This window comes from Vibrio sp. Y42_MX_L11, assembly GCF_024181785.1.
Classification (GTDB): domain Bacteria; phylum Pseudomonadota; class Gammaproteobacteria; order Enterobacterales; family Vibrionaceae; genus Vibrio; species Vibrio diabolicus.
On record NZ_JAMZAP010000018.1, the window covers coordinates 1 to 15,041 of the forward strand.

Annotated in this window: 17 protein-coding genes and 1 riboswitch; of the genes, 6 read left to right on the top strand and 11 right to left on the bottom strand. The window is 43.4% G+C overall.

Annotated elements, in window-relative coordinates:
- Positions 1 to 573 precede the first annotated feature (573 nt).
- On the top strand, positions 574 to 1,029 hold the full coding sequence (locus tag NL643_RS16895) for an RNA-binding protein (protein WP_031780357.1): 456 nt from the start codon (positions 574 to 576) through the stop codon (positions 1,027 to 1,029).
- Here NL643_RS16895 and murI read toward each other — a convergent pair.
- Genes murI through btuB form a run of 3 tightly spaced genes read right to left on the bottom strand, consistent with a single transcriptional unit; the run spans position 992 to position 4,415 of the window.
- The gene (murI, locus tag NL643_RS16900) at positions 992 to 1,795 is read right to left on the bottom strand and encodes a glutamate racemase (protein ID WP_046874611.1); all 804 of its coding nucleotides are present in this window, start codon (positions 1,793 to 1,795) and stop codon (positions 992 to 994) included. The genes NL643_RS16895 and murI overlap by 38 nt on opposite strands.
- Before the next feature lie 40 nt (positions 1,796 to 1,835).
- Positions 1,836 to 2,519, bottom strand: coding sequence for an adenine nucleotide alpha hydrolase (locus NL643_RS16905; protein ID WP_253644871.1), 684 nt, complete (start codon positions 2,517 to 2,519; stop codon positions 1,836 to 1,838).
- A gap of 60 nt (positions 2,520 to 2,579) precedes the next feature.
- Positions 2,580 to 4,415 (bottom strand): TonB-dependent vitamin B12 receptor, encoded by a 1,836-nt coding sequence (gene btuB / locus NL643_RS16910; protein WP_253644872.1) that lies wholly within the window; start codon positions 4,413 to 4,415, stop codon positions 2,580 to 2,582.
- Between the two features lie 55 nt (positions 4,416 to 4,470).
- A riboswitch (cobalamin riboswitch) is annotated at positions 4,471 to 4,671 on the bottom strand.
- Positions 4,672 to 4,855: 184 nt separating this feature from the next.
- On the opposite strand from btuB, the gene trmA reads away from it, so the two are divergent.
- Positions 4,856 to 5,965 (top strand): tRNA (uridine(54)-C5)-methyltransferase TrmA, encoded by a 1,110-nt coding sequence (trmA, locus tag NL643_RS16915; RefSeq protein ID WP_253644873.1) that lies wholly within the window; start codon positions 4,856 to 4,858, stop codon positions 5,963 to 5,965.
- Positions 5,966 to 6,156: 191 nt separating this feature from the next.
- Here the strand turns inward: trmA and NL643_RS16920 are convergent, their stop codons facing one another.
- The 3 genes from NL643_RS16920 to NL643_RS16930 form a co-directional block, all read right to left on the bottom strand.
- Positions 6,157 to 7,380, bottom strand: coding sequence for a RelA/SpoT domain-containing protein (locus NL643_RS16920; protein WP_069537229.1), 1,224 nt, complete (start codon positions 7,378 to 7,380; stop codon positions 6,157 to 6,159).
- Positions 7,377 to 7,844, bottom strand: a complete 468-nt coding sequence (locus NL643_RS16925; protein WP_005378671.1) for a Panacea domain-containing protein — start codon at positions 7,842 to 7,844, stop codon at positions 7,377 to 7,379. The genes NL643_RS16920 and NL643_RS16925 overlap by 4 nt, the downstream gene beginning before the upstream one ends.
- A gap of 328 nt (positions 7,845 to 8,172) precedes the next feature.
- A complete protein-coding gene (locus NL643_RS16930; RefSeq protein ID WP_064376998.1) occupies positions 8,173 to 8,844 on the bottom strand; it encodes a hypothetical protein in 672 nt (223 codons plus the stop codon).
- Positions 8,845 to 8,988: 144 nt separating this feature from the next.
- Between NL643_RS16930 and NL643_RS16935 the strand changes: the two genes are divergently transcribed.
- The gene (locus tag NL643_RS16935; protein ID WP_242521337.1) at positions 8,989 to 10,005 is read left to right on the top strand and encodes a hypothetical protein; all 1,017 of its coding nucleotides are present in this window, start codon (positions 8,989 to 8,991) and stop codon (positions 10,003 to 10,005) included.
- Between the two features lie 182 nt (positions 10,006 to 10,187).
- A complete protein-coding gene (locus tag NL643_RS16940) occupies positions 10,188 to 10,829 on the top strand; it encodes an inovirus Gp2 family protein (RefSeq protein ID WP_046874607.1) in 642 nt (213 codons plus the stop codon).
- Positions 10,830 to 10,869: 40 nt separating this feature from the next.
- On the opposite strand, the gene NL643_RS16945 is transcribed toward NL643_RS16940, so the two are convergent.
- Complete coding sequence (locus NL643_RS16945) at positions 10,870 to 11,316, bottom strand: hypothetical protein (RefSeq protein ID WP_069537236.1); 447 nt, start codon at positions 11,314 to 11,316, stop codon at positions 10,870 to 10,872.
- A 110-nt stretch (positions 11,317 to 11,426) separates the two neighbouring features.
- Positions 11,427 to 12,416: a GTPase family protein gene (locus tag NL643_RS16950; protein WP_069537239.1), complete on the bottom strand. Its 990-nt coding sequence runs from the start codon at positions 12,414 to 12,416 to the stop codon at positions 11,427 to 11,429.
- A gap of 77 nt (positions 12,417 to 12,493) precedes the next feature.
- Here NL643_RS16950 and NL643_RS16955 point away from each other — a divergent pair, with 77 nt between their 5' ends.
- Positions 12,494 to 12,715: an AlpA family transcriptional regulator gene (locus NL643_RS16955; RefSeq protein WP_005378664.1), complete on the top strand. Its 222-nt coding sequence runs from the start codon at positions 12,494 to 12,496 to the stop codon at positions 12,713 to 12,715.
- Here the strand turns inward: NL643_RS16955 and NL643_RS16960 are convergent.
- Positions 12,712 to 13,680, bottom strand: coding sequence for a YafY family protein (locus NL643_RS16960; RefSeq protein ID WP_069537242.1), 969 nt, complete (start codon positions 13,678 to 13,680; stop codon positions 12,712 to 12,714). The two genes, NL643_RS16955 and NL643_RS16960, sit on opposite strands and share 4 nt — an antisense overlap.
- 180 nt (positions 13,681 to 13,860) lie before the next feature.
- Positions 13,861 to 14,112 carry a hypothetical protein gene (locus tag NL643_RS16965; RefSeq protein WP_004724214.1) on the bottom strand — a complete coding sequence of 84 codons (252 nt, stop codon included), beginning with the start codon at positions 14,110 to 14,112 and terminating at the stop codon, positions 13,861 to 13,863.
- Positions 14,113 to 14,251: 139 nt separating this feature from the next.
- On the opposite strand from NL643_RS16965, the gene NL643_RS16970 reads away from it, so the two are divergent.
- A complete protein-coding gene (locus NL643_RS16970; protein WP_017821281.1) occupies positions 14,252 to 14,590 on the top strand; it encodes a YkvA family protein in 339 nt (112 codons plus the stop codon).
- Positions 14,591 to 14,597: 7 nt separating this feature from the next.
- On the opposite strand, the gene NL643_RS16975 is transcribed toward NL643_RS16970, so the two are convergent.
- Complete coding sequence (locus tag NL643_RS16975; RefSeq protein ID WP_017821282.1) at positions 14,598 to 15,029, bottom strand: DUF2787 family protein; 432 nt, start codon at positions 15,027 to 15,029, stop codon at positions 14,598 to 14,600.
- Positions 15,030 to 15,041: the final 12 nt, after the last annotated feature.

Sequence of the window (15,041 nt, forward strand, 5' to 3'; positions counted from 1 at the left end):
AATTTAAGATTTTGTTCGGCTCAATGAATACTGAACATTACATAAAGTAATGTTTGAATTGACTGTGCTGAATCCGAAGATTCAATGGTCACTTCGTTTCATTGAAACCTAATTTGAAACCCCTCTTTATTTAGAGAAATTTCTAATTGGATTATCATCAACGAGTGCCCACACAGATTGATAGGTTTATATTTTTAAAGAGCTTTTCTAACTTATCCAGCAACTTAGTTGCTCGTCGTTAGGGGTGCGTATCTTACTCCGCACCGTGAGAGAGTCAAGCATTTTTTCAAATTTCTTTTTCTCTCACTTCCGACTCGCTGTGTGACTTTCGTCTCACTCCGTGTCGGTGGATGCGCAGTATAGGGAGTTGAGAAATTAGTACAAGCGTTTTTTGCAAAAAAACTTTCAACAGGTCATTAGTTAGCCAAAAGCGTGATATTTGCATATTTCTTCGTCACATTTGAGACATATCACAGCAATTGGTTGGAAAAACACCAACCATATACGTAAGATTCATGTGTCTATTCTGTTAATGGACAATCGATCTCTTTATCACTATGTGTAGTAATTAAAATGACGTCTAAAAAAAATCTGATTTTATGTGCCGGGCTGGCCGTCGTTGGGGGAATCGTCTTCTCTCAAGTCACCATCCCACCAGCCTTGAGTTTTCTCATTGGTGTTATCGCTACTGCTTTTTTATTTTCATTTTCTAGCCAGACACCTTCTATTCAATCAACAGACTCGGATCCATCAACTAAAACTCTGTATGTCGGCAACCTTCCTTATAAGGCCAATGAGAGTCACGTTCGCGATTTGTTTGCTGAATATGGACAGGTCTATGCAGTACGCTTAATGAAAGATAAGCGCACTGGAAAAAGAAGAGGGTTTGGTTTTGTCGTGATGGCTGCGGCAGATGCCAAGCCAGCTATCGCTAAACTGAATGAAAAGGAATATATGGAGAGAACGCTAAAAGTGAGAATTGCGAACGATCCTAAACACCCGGATGGTGGTAAACCAGAACAGGATTAAAACCTAGCTTCTTTAAACAAATGTTCAGTGCATCTTCCTGCCAAGGAGTTGCACTGGCATAAATCGACTTACTTCCCTCTTCCGTATCCTCAATTTCATCACTTAATAGTAATGCTTTTACTCGACGTGCAATGGCTGCACCCGAATCAATTAAAGTAACGTCTCCACCCAAAGCTTGATGAATTTCCTCTTTGATTAAAGGGAAGTGAGTACAACCGAGCACCGCAACGTCTACTTTATCGCGAAGCGGAAGCAGGATTTTTGTCAGTTCGTCTAGAGAAACGCTGTTGCCTCGCAACTTCTCTTCGGCCATATCCACCAAGCGAGTTGATCCCAACAGCTCAACTGGTTTGCCTTGCGCAAAGTCTCGTATTAACTCGTGAGTATATTGGCGTGTTACTGTCGCCGGAGTGGCGATCAGCCCTACCCCTTTTGATGCCAAAAGCGATGCGGGTTTAATCGCAGGGACAACACCAACAACGGGAATCGATAGATTTTCACGTAAGGAAGGAAGCACTATGGTGCTTGCCGTATTACAAGCAATGACAACAATGTCGACTTGGTGTTCTTCGACTAATGAAGAGACCAGTTGGTTAACTCGTGAAATGAGTACCGCCTGATCGAGTTCACCATAAGGGTAAGCCTGATTATCGAATAAGTATAAGTAGTCAAGATGCGGCAATAGGCGATGTATCTCTTGGAATACAGAAAGACCACCAACACCGGAGTCAAAAACTAGGACTTTTTTCTTACTTGCTACTCGCACGAGCCTTACCTAAAGAACAGAAACGTTGCGATCATACTGCTTAGATTTGTTTTGGCAATGCTTTAGCATGGTATCTTTGATGGCTGAATCTATCTCCAGATTCTACATCTCGATTCGTCAGCTCGATATGCCCTTGAAAAGACGGCGAAGACGTGACCAATGTGTGAAATTCACCATTTTCCCCACAGGGATCAATTTGACTTGGTAATGACTCTATTAGGACTTTGTCATACCAGAGACCACACCATTCTGGAGGGAGAACACTTCCGTCGATGGTGATCAACATCGTTTGAATACCACGCTCTATGATTTCCATCGCTAGTTTTTCGCTGCTCTCCCCTAATAGAGGAAAGACGCACTCCCAGCCAGCAGGTTCAATATAGCTGCGTCGGTACTCGGCAATGCCATTGCAAAACATATCGCCAAATGCGACAGCTTCTATATTCAGACCACTACTTTGTAATGCATTAACGATGGTCGATTGATAAATGTCGTTACTCGGAAAGACTTCAGGCAGTTCGATAGTAATGAGCGGAAGCGCAAGTAAGTCTGCTTGCATTTGTACAACCTCAAGCGGAGTTGCTTGGAAAGGGACTTCTTTCCCTACGTAAGTCGTGTACAAACCGACAACTTGATAATTTGGATTCTCGTTAAGGCGCTCAAGCGTTAATGTCGAATCTTTACCACTGGACCAACTGACCACCACTTGCTTGGGTTTCGTCATTCGATTTTCCATCACAAAAATATTAAAAACCGCCCGAAGGCGGTTTGTGTTCATTCACGATTAGAATTCGTAGCCAACGTTTAGATAGTACGCTCGCTCCGCGGCAGGGTAACCTTTCGCCATCTCATACTCTTTATCAAATAGATTATCGATACGAGCGCTAATAGAGGTCGACTCATTCGGATAGTAAGTCACAGCCGTATCAACCAACGAGTAAGAAGAAAGCGTGATATCTTGTGAAGGCCAAGTGCTGTAATCCACATCTGGACGCTTACCTACATACTGATAGCTAACCGACCAGTCCACTTTATCGAAGCTCACTAAAGCGTTCCACTTATACATTTCTTTAGCGCGGCGCTGCAATTGATGCCCTTTATCGTCTTCAGCATCTTTGTAATCCGCACTCAACTGGTGCTGCACAATCCCTGTATCAAACTCAGCAACAAGCTCCACACCTTGGATATGTGTTTCACCATCGACATTCAAATATTTGTATGTGGTTGGATGGTAATCGATAAGATTCGTGATTTTATAGTCATAACCCGTTACGGACCAAAAAACGCCTTGGACATCACCGCTGAATGCTAGCTCCCAAGCATCTGACTCTTCCGGCTTAAGATCTTTCTCACCGTACGTTGGGTCATACTGTTGATATAGGTTTGGAGCCTTAAACGCAGTACCAAAAGAAGCTTTAACCCCAAACTCTGGCACAAACTGGTAACCAGCCGCTAAGCTGTAAGTGAACTCACTACCGTATTCTTCGTTATCATCCAAGCGAGCACTGCCCTCAAGCATTGCTTTATCAATACTAGTGGTTGCCATACCAAACAGAGCGCCATTGGTACGATCAAACGTTTTATTCGCACTCTTGTCTTTATAAGATTCGTTGCGCCAATCAATACCACCAGCAAACGTCGTATTGTTGTTTAGCAAGTAACTGTTGGTCCACTGGACATTTTGCTGCTCAAGTTCATCTTCAGTACCTGAGTGTTTACCTTTTGCTTGCTCATAGTTCCAAGACTTCTGTTTCTGTGCCGTTACTTGTAGTTCTGACATCACATTATCAGACTGATACTTACCGCCCAGAGTGACAGAAAGATCGTCTTTTTCTGCTTCGTAGTAACCGCGACTGCCGTAGCTGCTGTCATATTGATAAACATTTTCGTAAGCACGTAGGTTACCAAATGCAGACCACTGGTCATTGAAGTTATGCACGTAACCTAGCAGACCATTCTTTGTATCAAAGCCATGGCGATCGCCGTCATTAACTCCCGGTACAGGGCGAACGTTATAACCATCATCACTTTCACTACCAAGCGCGATATTTAGCTGGCCGCTCTCTGTGACTTTAATACCAGATGCCACACTCAATTCCTGGTAATCTAAGCTGCCTAAACCCGCACTTAACTTCGTTCCTTCTTCGTCAGCACGCGCAATGGTGATGATATTGATCACGCCACCAATCGCTTCTGAACCATAAAGTGACGCACGCGCACCACGCACGTACTCAATCCGTTGAACGTAAGTAAGTGGGATTTGGTTAAAGTCCACAGCGCCCTTCGCTGCACGCGCAAAACGTACGCCATCAACCAGTACTAGAACTTGGTCGGAACTGGTACCACGAACAAATAAAGACGCTAACTGACCACGACCACCATTTTGTGAAACTTGAATCCCCGTAAGACGGCGCAACACATCTGGTAGGGTTTTCGCTTGAATGCGATCAATGTCTTGTCGAGTAACCACTTCGACATCTGCCAACGTACGGCTTTCGGCTTGCTCAAAACGGTTTGCAGTAACAACGATGGTTTCGTCAGTGGAGGTTTCTTGGGCCTGTAGATAAGAGACAGGTGAAAGCAGCGATGCCAAAGTGATCGCCAGTGCGGATTTTCTCATTGTATTGTCCTAAATCGCGTAATTCCTTCCGAGCCCTGTCATCATGACAGTCCAGTGCTGTGGCTCAGTTGTTGGCAGGTATTCGGACTCAAGAGCACGGGTGTACCGCCTACTTGCTCGACTTCCCACATAAACTAATGCAGTGTCTGATGAGCGTTCGTTCTCTTTTACCGCTGCGCGTCAGCTCTGGATTCACACCAGATTCCCATTTCAGCCATCTAGATTGCTAGATAACACCAACTTGAGGCAAATATTATTCAGCTATTGATTATTTGTCCAGCCAATATTGCCCTTATAAGTTGTAACGTTTTGATTGATTTTGCTTTCTACTCTGTCTGTACGCACTATCTTTAAATCAATTCCAGTACAAAACTGGACATCCTATTGAGATTGAATAAAATCTGCGCTCTTAAATTGAATGCACCATAAAAGGTAAGATCATGGCTACTCTTGATGTAAATCCACAACGCTACCAAGAACAACTGGCTGAAAAAGTCGAACGTCTCACGGATATGTTCGCGCCATACAACATGCCAGAACTGGAAGTGTTTGAATCACCAGAGCAGCACTACCGCATGCGTGCTGAGTTCCGTGTTTGGCATGAAGGCGAAGATCTTTACTACATCATGTTCAACCAAGAAACTCGTGAGAAATACCGAGTTGACCAATTCCCTGCAGCAAGCCGTCTGATCAACGACCTGATGCCGCTATTGGTTGAAGCGATGAAAGACAACGACTCGCTACGTCGTAAACTGTTCCAGGTGGATTTCCTATCGACGCTAAGTGGTGAGATTCTGGTTTCACTCCTTTACCATCGCCAACTTGATGAAGAGTGGATTGAAAACGCGAAAGCCCTTAAACAGCGCTTAAATGATGAAGGCTTCAACCTAAACATCATTGGTCGTGCTCGTAAGATGAAGATTGTCCTAGACCGCGACTACGTGATCGAGAAGCTCGATGTAAATGGTCAAAGCTACATCTACCAACAAGTAGAGAACAGCTTCACTCAGCCGAACGGCAAAGTCGCAGAGAAGATGCTGGAATGGGCGGTCGACTGTACCCAAGAAAGCACTGGTGACCTACTAGAACTTTACTGTGGTAACGGTAACTTCTCGCTGGCCTTGGCACAGAATTTCGACCGCGTCCTGGCAACTGAGCTAGCAAAACCATCGGTTGTATCTGCACAGTACAACATCGCCGCCAATAAGATTGATAACGTACAAATCCTACGTCTATCAGCAGAAGAGTTTACTCAAGCAATCGAAGGTAAACGTGAATTCCGTCGTCTACAAGATGCAGGCGTGGATCTGAAGAGCTACAACTGCAATACGATTTTTGTCGATCCACCACGCTCTGGTATGGATGTCGACACTTGTAAAATGGTGCAAGGTTACGAGCGCATCATGTACATCTCTTGTAACCCTGAGACTCTAAAAGAGAACTTGGACATTCTATGCGAAACACACAACGTAACGCGTTTTGCTCTGTTTGACCAATTCCCTTATACCCACCATATGGAGTCTGGAGTGCTTCTAGAGCGCATAAAATAAGGGCCTGAACGGCTTTTATCTTTAGAAAAAAACACCCTGGGTACGGCTTGGGGTACGGGGACAATAAAGTCTAACCCTCAAGCCATCACAGGAAGCCATATTTTACACATACCAAATTCGATGACAGATTGGGCACGTTTTAACAAGCAGGATTAGATACAAGGGTCAATAACAACAAGAAAGGTTTGTATTTAACTTTCACCAGACAGCATTGCGTCTTCAAGCAGAGTGATGAATGAGGCACAATCGCCTAGATAGTTAGGGTAGGCTTCCGAAAGTTGGCCCATATTTTTTGTGGATATGAGAAGGGTATTGAGTCTCGAGGTTGCTCGTGAGTAGCTACGAGTGACTTTCTCAGCTGCGTTATAAACTGAAATTGCTTGGCTGTAATTTTCAAACTCTTCACTAAAGATCAATTCTCGTGAAGTTTCGTTAATAACTAGCAATACGTGCTCAATGGAACTATCACAGTAAGAATTAACCTTTTCAGATAAAATTTTAAAACTACTCAAGCGATTTAGCGCATTGATTTCGCGGTCCAAGACGACCAAACGCTTTGAAAAGTCTGCTTTATCGATATCACTTAGCTCTATAGCCCCTTCAGCATCAGCAATGTATTGGCTCATTATCGAAAGCAATTCTTCCCATTGAACCTGTAAACTGCTCTTGCCTTCATTTGAACTGTGAGAGTGAGTCTTAATCTTGGTACCTTCTAGGATGTCGACAATTTCCACTGTAGTAGCCCAAAGATGTTGAAGTCGAGTACGTAGCTGAGCCTCAATGTTAAAACTTTTACCACTAGCATGGTCATAGCGATAAATCACATGCAAGCTTCGGTAACCACAATCATTAGGTTTAGGACTAGTAATATAGTCATCAATATCTTTAATTCTAACTCGGCCTACCTTCTCAACTGTAAGTTGCAGTTGAGATTTCACCTTCTCCAATGAAATTAAATCCGGAAAAATCGCCCTGCAACCGCCAATATCATTCATATTGGTTACACAAGTAGCATTTGCCGTTTCACCATCAAGAGATTTACGCTGCAACTTATCTACGATTGTTTCTAAGCGCTTTAACCGTGTAACTGGTTTAACATCTATACCGAGCTCACGGCAACAGCGACCAACAAGATATGCGATAGTGTTTAATGGCTTTTCGTGTGCGGCTCGAAACTGTTGGATTGTAGCAGTAGCTGACTTGAGGTCGCCCTCTCTCTTGCGAAGCCGTCTTCCAGCTTTCTTTACTCCATTATTTGAGTACGAGAAGTCTTCAGCAGCACTTTCATTTACCGTTCTTTCTATAAAATCTTGAAAGTCCAGTTCGTAGTCGTCTTGGAAGGTTTTTGAAGCTTGTTCAGCTGTGGGGGTGTCGTCAATGTAAAAACTGACGACACTATTTTCTTTGTTACTCACAGGCTAGCTGTTCGTCCGGATTGTTTGATTTGAGTGTAATGGGCTTGAATCAAATGGTCCGGAATCACTTTTTGGTGTGTACCATCCCATACCTGATGCCATGGACTTCCTTCGCGGTGAGTTAAGTCTACAAGTTGAGGCCCCGTCAAATGGCCCAGCTTAGAGACTACATCTTTAACAATAGACTCACTTTCTTGGTCTAGTGCTACATCACATTGTTCAGTGATCACACTACTACCGTAAGATTTAAAGCGAAAGTAAACAGATGGCACCACTGGACCAAACTTCCAAGCAAATACATCATCTACGACGAGAGGACGCTGGAAGTGTGCCAATGATAAACCATGACAAACATAGGTAAGTTTTTGTAGCTGCAAATTGGAGAAGCATTTACCTTGCTCTTTCGCATGCTTGAGCAAGCTCCATGCAACGTCTACAGCACTGTATGTGTGATATGCTTTCATTTTTTATTCCAATTTCGTCCAAATAGTTTACATAATCCGGTTGATATAACGCAAAAAGTGTAAACCATCGCTGTATTTAAAGACAGTGATTTTATTAACTGTTAGATGCTAGTTCGCAAAAATAAGCAACATGTTCATGTGAATAGTCAGCGCTGACAGCGCGTTATATGCTCACATGCAGTAAGCAGACAATTTCCTTACATTAAGCACACAAAGTGTGTATTTTCACCCAAGCTGATCACTCAATAACCCGATCTCCTTCATGTTAATACTCACACCAAGCGCCTAGCCACCAGCTCTACTAGTGGTATTTATAGTGTAAAGATGCTTAGTCTTGGTCACTGTCCTTTGGCTGCATGTGAATAATTGAACGACCTTTTCTTTCTAGAGTCAGTTGTAACGGTTCATCTGCATGATGGTTAGTAGAAACATTGTCGCTTTCAGAGGGCTTGTGAAGGTTCTCTTTTTTAAGAGTCGCAATTTTTGACTCCAACTCTAAAATTTTTTTTCGAGCAGAGCCTAACTCCTTTTCTAACGTGGTATTGGCTGTAGCTTCTAGTGATAGAATTCTATCAGTTTCTTGTAACTTTCGAACTTCGAGCATTGATGTTAATGAACCATTTACAAGCTCTTCAAGAACCTTCTGCTGAGTCTGTCCCCTCTTTGTGGCTAAAGCTTGAAGATTTTGACCAAATTCTATCGTGAGTTCAAAATTATACTGTTTTTTCCCCTTCCGCTTTTGCTTTTCTCTTCTCGACCTTTTCCCCCAAGCTCCATGCATAAGTAACCAGATCTCTCTACCATCAGCTGAATTTTTACAATCTATAAAAAAATTTTGAAGCCGTTTTTTAGGTGATGCTGATAACTGAAACAACCCAAAGTAATGCTTTTCGACAATTGGATTAGTTTTGGCTTTTGCTAGATACGTATTTAACCATTTCACATGAGATTCATTGTTGAAGCTAAAACCTTCTAATGGACGTATTTTTTTCTCACTCATATCACTCTAGCTTCCAGCGTTTTCAATATAGTTGGCATCCTTCACACTATAACTATGTCTTTGGACGTAGTCCAAGGACATAGAAAGAAAAACCAAGTAATATACATACCAAAACGCCCTATAAATAAATATAAATGTGATTTTATGATTGTAAACTGGACTTTCCAAGAGAATGACAAACTAAACGCTGAAGCTAGAATGCTACTGCTGCTTATGTATTTGGATGCCGAATCGGACAATTTTTACAGAAAACCTGTTCTATATATGGCCCAAAAATACCAAGCCTCAGAACGCCTTATAAGGCGCTGTCTACGCTTATTGATAGAGGCAAAAGTTATTCTCTTGATACCTGAGAAAGAAGCACCTAGAAAACGAGGAAGACCAGTCACACGCTATCAACTTACAGGCATTGATTTTGATGAGTTGAGTAGTCAGTTTGAACAACGCCCCATCTATATGAGGAGGTGGATGAATCATCTTTGGTATAGTAATCAGCATGCTAAAGAGTTGACGCTGTCAAATCGCTTAATGCTTACCCATCTTTTAAGTGAGGCTACGGAATCTGGGATTGTTGATAGTATAAGCCTTAGAGATTTATGCAGATTTATGGGATGCACTGAACGTAAAGCTCAAGCAATGCTCAGCAAGCTTAGAAGACTTGGTTATATCAGGGGATATATCAAAGGTCTCAGCCACTCTGTTCTAAAGAAAAGAAAGTCAATAATTTTTCTGAACTTATCCATGTACGATCAAAAAAGCTACTACAGCTTTATCGCCCATTTAAAATCGTCTGGTGCGCTGAATCCCGTTTACAACCTCACAATACCTTTATTATTTCAAAAAGTTGCTGACGTAAAATGCAATAAAGAGTTTGCAGAACACATAGATTACTTTATTGAAAGTGAAATCATTAAGTTCATCAATGTCGAAGGAAAGGTTTGTATAGACATTGAGTGGTATGAGCGTGTTATACGTGAACATTTTGCCTGGGCAACACTTAAGCTTGAGAAAGAGAAAGTCAATAAGTTAATCGAATTTCTTGCTTATCGTGCATTGGACCTAGCACGTACAATCAAAGCCCTTGATGTTGTTGATGGAAAGCAATTTGCGATTGGTATCAATGAGAAAAATCAGAGACTCCTTCTCAAACGGGGGGCCTAACTTTTTATCAGAGTAACTTTTGCAAGTTTTGAAGCCACAGGAATACTTGCTGAACAAAGGCACATGGCTGGAAGGGGTGAGTGAAAAACCGTCGGTAATAATAGTATTTATATGAATCTTATCTAATTAATTACAACAACCTATCTACCTATTGAGAACACTAACCAATAGGAATGATAGAAATGAACAACAACTGTACAGACAAACGTTACATCGGCGGTATGCTACTAAGCTGCAACTCGAATAACGGCCCTCTTGACGATAACTACTTAGCCTCAATAAAACGAACTTTCGATTATGCACTAAGCCAATACTCTCGAACCCGGCTAATGCGATTTGATTTACATTACCCAGATGGTTATCCGGTTAACGAGATAACTGGCAAACAGATTACTAAGTTCCAAGAGTCCTTCAAAGCAATCATGTGTGCTTATATAAAACGTAAGAAGCACAACCGCCACTCTAAGCCACGATTTATCTGGTGCAGAGAGATCGTCACTTCAGAGTATCCTCACTATCACGTTGCTGTGTTGCTTAATGGTGATGTTTTTCAAGGAATGGGACCATACGATGATATTACGGGCGAGTACATTTCGGGGATGATAGCGAAGGCCTGGGCAAGTGCAATTGGTCTTTCGGTCGAACAAGCAAGCCGTGCGATTTACTTCCCTAACAACGGCACGTATGAAATCAACAAGCGAGGCAATGCAGAGACCTTTTACAATCAATACAATCAGGCCTTTTACCGTGTCAGCTATTTTGCAAAACTAGAAAGCAAGCTTTTTGGAAACAGAGGAAGAAACTTCGATAGTAGTCGTCATTAACAAGACAAAAAAAGAAAGGCCCCTGCGGCCTTTCTGTCATCTAATCCGTCGTATAGCGAAACTCACCTTCACTGGAGAAGACCGTTATCTCTAAGACTCGACAGCGCGTTGTGGTGACGTATCCGGTTGAATCACCGTACTTCAAGTCCACTTCAGGATAACGGTGCCATATAACACCATTCGCTTTGCTATCGCTAGATGGCTTTTTGTAATCGGGATTACTCAGATTATTGAGTAAGTCATCGGATTGGCTGTATTTATTCTTGTTTATAGTCACCTTGGGCATCTCTGGCCAAGCGACCTCACAATTGCCTCGGTTTACTTCAATACCGAAGATGGTAGAGAAGTCAAAAAGAGCAGTCACAAAGATTTTCGTTTTCATACCCCATTGAGTATTGATGTCTTTATATTCCACTTTGTAGCCTTCAGCAGACGCATTAAAGGCCAATAGCACTGACAGTGCCGTTGTAAGCACAACTGGTTTCATGAGAAGTATCCTTTGAACGGTTATTCAACGAGTTGATATTAAAAGGTAGTTGCGACAACTTATGTCGAAGAGAGGTTGGCTTTGAGAGATGTAACCGTAACGGCGCTTATCTACCAGCCAAAGAGATAGCGTAAACCGCCTAAGCATGCCCCTAGCGCACCGCCTATAATTTTGCCCAGGTGCTTGCCTGTCGTGCCAAACACACTTCCTATTTCTTCGCCGTATTGCGCACCTTGAGTCGTCGTGTCGAAGATTGCCTCCCACAAACTAAGACTGGTTTTTTTGTTGTAATCACTGGCATCGTTGTCTTTCCAATTCTCATGTCGAGGGGAAAGCGTGCGATTTGCCAGTAAGAGCCGTTTATTTTTTGGTAAACGTTCAACAATCAAATACAGCAACTTGGAAAGGTTATAGGGCCGTTGCTTGGCCAATCCATCACAGTGCCCCGCAACGTAGTAGACGGGCTTTAGATAAACCCCTGTTGCGCGTAATACGCGTCGATGAACCGAGTGCACCATGGTTTCAAGATAAGTTTTAGACACGGGTGTCGGTGTATTGCTTTCGTAGTCCCAGGATTGATTTCCTTTTAACGCATTATCGGCTTGATTAATGGCGATAATTAAACGGTGCTGTGCGTCTTCGCCTAATGCTGGAATAAGCACATCATTAATCAAGGTGATAGGTGTGCCTAAATCGCGTGAGCCACCATCAAGAATCACAAGTACCAGGTCAATCACGAAACGGTTCTGCTCATCTCTCGCTCTCAGCGTATTTTTCAATAAGCGGGCATGGCGCTTGTCTTCTTCGATGCCATCCCCCAGACCAGGACTATCCCAAAGAATGAGGTTGTTCAGACGATATTGCGTAACACCCTGCGTGTGCGGCTCACAACTGATGCCCACCTCTGCAACACTCATGTCAAAGAGAGCGTTAATCGTTGAGCTTTTTCCTGCTCCGGTGGCTCCTGTAATGAGGATGTTGAGCTCGGTGGCTCTCATTTGTTTGAGGTTATCGAGTAACTTGGTGCGAGTACGCTCATTGAGGGATGCCTGGCGTATCTCACTTTCAAGCGTAGTGAAAAGATCGTGCTGTTCGGACATAAGCGCTCCTTAGTTAGCGTCCGGAAAAATTACAACTAGCTACCTCCTTATGACGAACAAATCATGAGGATAGAAAAATGAGACTAATTCGACTAAAAGAAGTGCTGGATAATACAGGTTTGAGCCGTGCGTATATGTACAAGCTCATGGCAGAGGGTAAGTTCCCTAAATCGGTATCACTGGGTTTTCGCAGCGTGGCTTGGGTAGAAAGTGAAGTGCAAGACTGGATATTAGAAAGAGTGGCAGAACGAGATGAGCGATTGGGTTTGCCAATGCTAGAACAAGAGGCAGTGGCTTAAGCAATTTTTGTGGTGCATTCCTCTTTTGTAATGCTCCAGACCTCATCACCAAACCCGCGTAACCATCGATCGAGCTGAAGTGAGTCAATCACCGTTGCCGTCACTTGATATCCACCATCGATTAATTCCACGTGCTGATCCATCGACAGCGGCGTTTCGAGTAAGTGATAACCGCTTTCTCTGCCAATACAAAACGACAGTCGTATTTCCTCCCCTTCACCAAAGTAAAAACGCCCATCTAAATCATACCGTTCCAAGTCAAAATCAGTTGGATAAGCAAAATCAAACGTAGAGATGCTTGCTTTATGGATACGATGCAATGCCAAAGAACGTTCGTTAGTGTGACCGCGAAAACGGCACACGAGATAAAGACGGCGTCCTTGTTGCGCTAACCCCAATGGCATCACCTCTTTGCTTTTCTGCTCTAGATTGGCATTGGTATAACAAAGGGACAAATAACGATTGTGGAAGAGAGCGTAACTGACCTTCTCAAAAATCTCATTGTCGATGTGGGGAGGAAGCAACGGTACGCCCTCACTAACAAAGCGCACTTTCTTTAGCCATTGACGCTCTTTCACATTGCTGGTGGTGGGAAATAGGTGTTGCTTGGCGTCATTGAAAACCGTGCCGAGAGTTTTTATCAAGTTCACAGGGAGAAGATAACGCAGATAATTTTCCGCCAAGCTCAATAAAACCGCCTCTTGTGGACCGTGTGAGAGCAAATGGCGCGAGCGACGACTATAGCCAAAAGGCTTGTCGCGCATATCCACGTCGACATCATCAAAGAACTGAGCGATATCGGTAAGATTGCGCTGAATGGTTCGCTCTGAACGCACAATGCCCACTTCACTCAGTTGCTGCTGGATCTCTTTGGCTGTGATTTTGCGACTGTTCGGAATGCGCTTATAAATCTCAAGAACCAGCTGGATGTAATGCTGAGAGCGATTAAGCTTAGTATCGTTCATAGATGGCTTTATTTTTAAGCGCACGAGCCCTCACCCATACAAGAGACGAGTAAAGACAATGAGCTAACGAATTGATTAAAGAGAGTTTACGAGGCGCTGCGTTGACTTATGTCGCAGCAGTTTTGCAAGGAAATAAAGAAAGCAGCGGACACGGCAAAGCGCCGTGTCCACTTACCATCATTAACGGTGACGGTTCACCAAGCTTTGAATGGCATCGTCACTATAGCCACGACTTTTAAGCTCCTGGCGAGCAGCCCCAATGGCCCATGTACCGCCTGAACGATTGGCAATAGTGCGCGCTAACTGATCATCACTCTTACGAGCAGCATCCGCTTGCGCTTCTTTCATATCACCGTACGTATCAGAAGCCATCTTCGCTCCCGCTTGTGCGCCTGCTTTAGCAAGCTTTCCAACGTTGTCCCAAAATCCCATTAGGTTATCCTTCTTATTAAGTGGTCAATTCCCATGCATAGTACGAACTGGTGCGTTAACTTATGTCGTACCGGATAAGGTTTGTCTTAAAAATGAGCGAGCTAGCCAGTATCCTGAAACCTCAACAGAGGGGCCTCTCATGCAAGACACTCAACACCAAGAACATTACAGTGAGCAATCCTTTTGGGATACGCTCAAACGCTACGCCAAGAAAGCTGGTCGTGAGGTAATTGAAACGGCCTTGATCCTTTACTACTGTGCGAAAGACAGCGATACGCCACGTTGGGCGAAAACCGCAATACTGAGTGCGCTGGGTTACTTTGTCTTACCTATTGATGCCATACCCGATGTATTGGTAGGGGTTGGCTATAGTGATGACATTGGTGTGTTGATGGCGGCTTTGACTTCGGTAGGGGCGCATGTAAAACAAGAACATAAGCAAGAAGCAAAGCAACAACTGGAAGTCTGGCTAGATTGATAAAAAGTTAATGAGAAATCTGAATGTCGTCGTAACACTCCCATTCGACGTACTGAAGAAAGTTTTGCTCCCACATTTGATACAGCTCATCGATACCTGGAGAGCGAATGCTTTGCCATCCCGTGGCGACGGTAAAAGCGACTTGATTGCCAAAGTCAAAATCAATGCATCGCTCTAGCTCCGGATAATAGTTCCCCATATACGCAAAATCGGTAATGTAGAGAATATCAATCGTTTTACCATTCACAATGTTGAGGCCAATCTCAACCGGATGGTATCCCCCTTCTTCCGCGCTATAGCTTTTGTCTCGAAAATGGATAGAGAGGGCATAGCTGGTGGACTGTGTTGATTCCATCGAGGCATGACAATGTTGGTTTAATAACGTCAGAAGCTTATTAGAAACAGGCAGCACTGACGGCGTAAAATTCAGTATAGACATGGCTAGATCTCC

Bases quoted from the DNA above. Each gene is read 5' to 3' on its own strand.
- NL643_RS16895 (WP_031780357.1), top strand. From the start codon at position 574: ATGACGTCTAAAAAAAATCTGATTTTATGTGCCGGGCTGGCCGTCGTT.
- NL643_RS16905 (WP_253644871.1), bottom strand. From the start codon at position 2,519: ATGACGAAACCCAAGCAAGTGGTGGTCAGTTGGTCCAGTGGTAAAGAT.
- btuB (WP_253644872.1), bottom strand. From the start codon at position 4,415: ATGAGAAAATCCGCACTGGCGATCACTTTGGCATCGCTGCTTTCACCT.
- trmA (WP_253644873.1), top strand. From the start codon at position 4,856: ATGGCTACTCTTGATGTAAATCCACAACGCTACCAAGAACAACTGGCT.
- NL643_RS16925 (WP_005378671.1), bottom strand. From the start codon at position 7,844: ATGAAAGCATATCACACATACAGTGCTGTAGACGTTGCATGGAGCTTG.
- NL643_RS16930 (WP_064376998.1), bottom strand. From the start codon at position 8,844: ATGAGTGAGAAAAAAATACGTCCATTAGAAGGTTTTAGCTTCAACAAT.
- NL643_RS16935 (WP_242521337.1), top strand. From the start codon at position 8,989: ATGATTGTAAACTGGACTTTCCAAGAGAATGACAAACTAAACGCTGAA.
- NL643_RS16940 (WP_046874607.1), top strand. From the start codon at position 10,188: ATGAACAACAACTGTACAGACAAACGTTACATCGGCGGTATGCTACTA.
- NL643_RS16945 (WP_069537236.1), bottom strand. From the start codon at position 11,316: ATGAAACCAGTTGTGCTTACAACGGCACTGTCAGTGCTATTGGCCTTT.
- NL643_RS16950 (WP_069537239.1), bottom strand. From the start codon at position 12,416: ATGTCCGAACAGCACGATCTTTTCACTACGCTTGAAAGTGAGATACGC.
- NL643_RS16955 (WP_005378664.1), top strand. From the start codon at position 12,494: ATGAGACTAATTCGACTAAAAGAAGTGCTGGATAATACAGGTTTGAGC.
- NL643_RS16960 (WP_069537242.1), bottom strand. From the start codon at position 13,680: ATGAACGATACTAAGCTTAATCGCTCTCAGCATTACATCCAGCTGGTT.
- NL643_RS16965 (WP_004724214.1), bottom strand. From the start codon at position 14,112: ATGGGATTTTGGGACAACGTTGGAAAGCTTGCTAAAGCAGGCGCACAA.
- NL643_RS16970 (WP_017821281.1), top strand. From the start codon at position 14,252: ATGCAAGACACTCAACACCAAGAACATTACAGTGAGCAATCCTTTTGG.
- NL643_RS16975 (WP_017821282.1), bottom strand. From the start codon at position 15,029: ATGTCTATACTGAATTTTACGCCGTCAGTGCTGCCTGTTTCTAATAAG.